The following is a 4,555-nucleotide window of genomic DNA, read 5'->3' as shown; positions in this document are numbered from 1 at the left end:
ATGGCTGGGTTGGATTTGACGAAACTGCTCGCTGGCTCTGGCGGTTGCCGGAACCACCCCGCGCCACATCGTCTATCGCGGCACTCTCCGCGCAAGTCACTTCTGTTGAATGCGCTCGAGGACCGATTCGAGAGCTTGGGTTAGAGCCTTCGTTCCACCTTTCGCTTCAAACTCCGTGAAAACCTGCTCATTCAGGCCGCCCTTTGTCGAAAAGTCCCAACGCATCGCGTCGAATGACTGTGCTGGTGATGCACCCGTTGCCTCGGACAAGCCGGTGAACAATTGTTTCAGATAAGTACTGGCCTGATCATACGGCATGCCCTTCGCTTCCAGCCAGCGGGCGCTCGTTTCCAGCAGGCCGAAGTAGGTGCCCATCAACGCACTCGCTGCTCCGAGAAGATCATACTGCTTGAGATCTTTTGCCTGGACGGCGGTGCCGAGCGAAGAAAACAGATCGGCTATTTGCTCATCGGGCGGATAGATTGCCGTCGCTCCCTGCAACTCGGCGACAAACGGGAGCGGAATCGCCCGGGTGATCCTTACGGGAGCCCTGACCCACTCAGCGAGTGTCTTGAGTTGGATGGCAGCAATAAAGCTCACCACATGTTGGTCTTCCCGAAAATTGAGTTCAGTTATCACTTCCTCAGCAATTTGCGGTCGTATCGCAAGAAACACGATATCGGCGCTGTCAACCACGTCCTGATTGCCATCGCCCACACGCACGATCGGAAATGTCTGTGCAAGTCGAGAGGCGACGCCTGAGTTGCGAGGAGAGATGACGATAGTACCGACATCTGATCTCGATTTCACCAAGCCAGTAATAACCGCCTCAGTTATAGCGCCTGATCCTAAAAAACCTAATCTCATTGTTCCCCGCAGTGTTTGACATGCTCGTGTACCATGGTGCGATCCAACCGACGAGCCATACGGGACACTTGGTGAAAAGCTGCTCGTCCGCTATGAATATCTGGCGCGAGCCTGCGACCATACAAGCGTCCGTTGTTGTTTTACGGATGTTGTGGAAATAGTTGCGAAGATACCCAAACTTTAACCAGCTGGCTCTCGGGATGACCTAATGTTAACCAAGTGAGCTCCTCAACCGACCACACGCTCCGGCTCGACTTTCAAATGTACCGCAATACCGCTCCAAGTGTCGCGAAATTTTGATCGTGATCTCTCGTTCCGTCGCAAGGCTGCTATCGGCAAGTCCGTGCTAATGTGTATAAAGGCTAAAAAGATCGCCGCCCGCTGGCACTTTGCTCACAGGTGTCTCAACAATTTCACATGTCATGAGGCTAAACCCGTCGCCTGAGTTACGGACGATCGAAGGCAATCTTGTAGAGGGCTCAACGGAGAGCTTCGTTGATGATGTTGGAAAGGCGCGCGCCGCGAGTGCGGCCTGAGACCTGGCAATATTGCGAGCATTCGTCTCATAGGTACGGTCAAGCTCGTAAGGTGCGTTGCCTGATTTCACCGGTTCGGCATAGGCATAATCGATTGCCAGCTTCTGACCTTCGACAAACCGCTCATCCGGATCAATGTTTCCCGCCTGCCCTCGTCGGGCGCCGGCAGTTTCGTGCTCCGGTCAATCAGTGCATCACGGATCGCGCCTTCAGGGGTAGAATAGCTGCCGAGCAATGCATCCCAATAAAAGTGCAGCTTCGTTTCAGCACCGTTTGCCGCCATCGGACTCGAGCCCCGACACGCCTATTCCAGGCGGCGTCTTGAGCTTCTCCAGGACCTCTCCCGTTTCGGGATCGACTCGCCTCATATCGCTCTCGTCACCTTCCCAGGTGCCATGCCAGAGCTCGCCGTCGATCCAGGTGACACCGGTGACGAAGCGGTTGGACTTTATGGTGCGGAGGATCGCTCCGGTTTCGGGGTCGATCTGATGGACCTTCCGGTCCCGATCCTGCCCCACCCAGAGCGCCCCTTCGGCCCATGCGAGCCCCGAGTCACCGCCGCCGCCGGGATCGTGCCCAGCACACGGCCGGCCGTCGGGTCGATCTTCCGGATGCGATCCACTTCGATCGGAAACAAGTGCTGACCGTCGAAGGTCGTTCCTGCATGCGCGGCGACATCGATCGAGCGCAGCACCTTCCCACTCGCTGGATCGAAGGCGTTCAGCCTGTTTCCGGACGAGAACCAGACATGCTGGCCGTCAGACGTACCCCCATGCACGTGGTCGGCTAGAGCTCCATCGCGCAATATTGGCACGCTTTAGTTACGCGCTGCGTCCCTCATTTGGTCTCGCAAAGCTTCAAATGATACCGCGTGTGGCGGAGCTCGCCTGTCCGGTCCAATGCGCCTTTTGCAACAAGATCCTGCAGATCCCTTGTCGTGGTAGCGCGCGATGCCTTTGTGATGCTCATATAGTTCTCTGCGCTCAGGCCGCCCTTAAAGCCATTAATGCCTTGTCGAAACAAGCGCTCGATCACCTTCTCCTGGCGTGGATTCAGTTGACCGCGCACTCGATCGTACAGTCGGGCCTTCGCGATATAGAAATCCACGCGCTTCAGCGTGTTGCGCTGTGCTTCAAGGATAGTTTCGCCGAAATAGATCAGCCACTCCGTGATCTCGTTGTACTTATTGCTTCGTTCCAGCATCTCATAGTAGGCCTTGCGGCCGCGTTCGATCGTATAGGCCAGCGCGATCAAGGTTGGCTGGCTGAGATTTTGTGCAAGAGACTTTTCCGACAGAGCCCGGCCGATACGGCCATTGCCGTCTTCGAAGGGATGAATGCTCTCAAAGTAAAGGTGCGCGGTTCCAGCGCGCGTCAGCGCGGGCGAGGGTCGTATTCCGCCCGGCGCCGTATCGTTGAACCATTCGATGAATGCGTGCATTTCGTGCGGCACCCGGTCTGACGGGGGCGCTTCAAAGTGAACTTTCGGATTGCCAAGGGTACCTGAGACTACCTGCATAGGGTCGGCATGTTCACGATAGGCGCCGATGATTTGGATTCGGCGCTGCCCAGCCATGACCATCTTATGCCAGGAGAACAGCGTTTGATGCGTGAGCGGAGCGGCGAAGCTTTGGTAGAGATCGACCACCATCTCGGCGATTCCTCGCTCAGCTGGAGACACAGGCTTTGCGTCAGCATCCATGCCGAACTGCCCCCGCAGAGACGATTGCAGACTGGCACGATCGAGGATTTCGCCTTCGATCTCTGATGTCTTTAATGCTTCGTCGCTGATCAGCTCAATTTTGAACATGTCCCGGTCGTCCGGGCCGACATGGCGGAAGGCCCCTATAAATTCGCCCGAATGCAGGAGGAATTTTCTTTCCAGCGGTTCGATTGCTACAGGATCATAGGTGAAGTCCGGCCAGTTTGTCTGCTGCCAATTCCAGCGCATGAGTTATAGGAATCCTTTCTATAGCTCAATTCTACTGAAACGATGAGTTATAGCAAGCTCTTCTATGCCTCAGCGAATGTGGAGCACAGGTGGCGTTGCGACGGACGCTGTTTCATAAGGCCCTGAACGTGAACTAATCAACCAATTGTAGCCCTTCACGCACCAATCAAAAACCGCCATTATCGGCATTTTCATTGGAGCCTTTATGAACGTACTGTCGCTTCGAACCTCGTTAGTCGAAATTTCCGGCAACTATCGGCCAGCTGGTGTCGGACCGATGAAATCCAGAAAGGCGCGCAGCGGCGACAGCCTGCCGGACGAGCTCCAGATAAGATGGTGTGGCGACCACCATCATTTCTAGCGCGCCACCCAGTTTCACGACGACCTTGGCGCGAAGTGTGAGGCGGGTTAGCCTTTGACGCTACGCAAACTTTGCATCATCGTACGAAGACCGCGGGTGAGATGCTTGTCTCGGCGAACGACCATTCCAAGCTGACGCTTTAGCGTCGGCCTCACCGACGACGTTGTCAGGAAATTGGCGCGATTTCGTTTCAAGGCCAGCTCTGGAAGGATAGACCAACCCAGCCCTGCCGCCACCAGTTCTTTAATCACCTCAACGCTGCCGAATTCCATCGTCGGCTTAGCTTGCAGTCCCGACGCCATCATCCAATCGTCAATACAGCGACGCGTGTTCCCGCCTTCATAAAGAAGGAGAGGCTTCTCGCACAAAAAGGCAGCGTCTGGTCCATTGGTGGGCATATCGCTGTCCCTGTGGGCAACGGCAAGCATCTCCTCCTCGTAGAACGGTTCGATCTCGAAAGGCCGCCCGTGTGCGGGAAGGGCGACAACCGCGAGGTCGAGCAGGTTCGCTTCAAGGTCGCGCAAAATTTCGGCTACATTGCCGATACGTACGGTGATCTCAAGACCGGGCATGCGTTTCATCGCCTTCGCGATGGCAAGCGGCAAAAGGTGGATTGAGGCGGTGGCGCCACTACCGATGCGCACTCGTCCGATGGAGCCTCCCCGATGCGGCGTCATCGCTTCTTCAGCAGCAATCGACTCCTTTATCATCCGTCGCGCATAGGTCAGCAAATCAAGACCGGCCACCGTCGGCCGGGCCCGTCGCCCGACACGTTCAATGAGCCGGACGCCTAAACGCTGTTCCAGCAGTTTTAGTTGGAGGCTGACCGCAGGTTGCGTCA

At 56.1% G+C, this 4,555-nt stretch carries 3 protein-coding genes and 1 pseudogene; all 4 read right to left on the bottom strand.

Annotation, left to right across the window (positions count from 1 at the left end; genetic code table 11):
* Positions 1 to 96 precede the first annotated feature (96 nt).
* Complete coding sequence (locus AAAC48_RS16730) at positions 97 to 867, bottom strand: pyrroline-5-carboxylate reductase (protein ID WP_340655265.1); 771 nt, start codon at positions 865 to 867, stop codon at positions 97 to 99.
* Positions 868 to 1,666: 799 nt separating this feature from the next.
* Positions 1,667 to 2,217: pseudogene (locus tag AAAC48_RS16725) on the bottom strand (glutamine cyclotransferase).
* Between the two features lie 23 nt (positions 2,218 to 2,240).
* Positions 2,241 to 3,353 carry a Fic family protein gene (locus AAAC48_RS16720; RefSeq protein WP_340655264.1) on the bottom strand — a complete coding sequence of 371 codons (1,113 nt, stop codon included), beginning with the start codon at positions 3,351 to 3,353 and terminating at the stop codon, positions 2,241 to 2,243.
* Positions 3,354 to 3,761: 408 nt separating this feature from the next.
* Positions 3,762 to 4,555 (bottom strand): LysR substrate-binding domain-containing protein (locus AAAC48_RS16715; RefSeq protein WP_340655263.1); only part of this gene is annotated, 794 nt, incomplete at its 5' end.

Source organism: Phyllobacterium sp. (genome assembly GCF_037994405.1).
GTDB lineage: Bacteria > Pseudomonadota > Alphaproteobacteria > Rhizobiales > Rhizobiaceae > Phyllobacterium.
The sequence above is the reverse complement of the archived record's forward strand: the minus strand, read 5'-3'. Positions and strand labels throughout refer to the sequence as shown.

Coding starts and splice junctions, on each gene's coding strand:
- AAAC48_RS16730 (WP_340655265.1), bottom strand. CDS start 867: ATGAGATTAGGTTTTTTAGGATCAGGCGCTATAACTGAGGCGGTTATT.
- AAAC48_RS16720 (WP_340655264.1), bottom strand. CDS start 3,353: ATGCGCTGGAATTGGCAGCAGACAAACTGGCCGGACTTCACCTATGAT.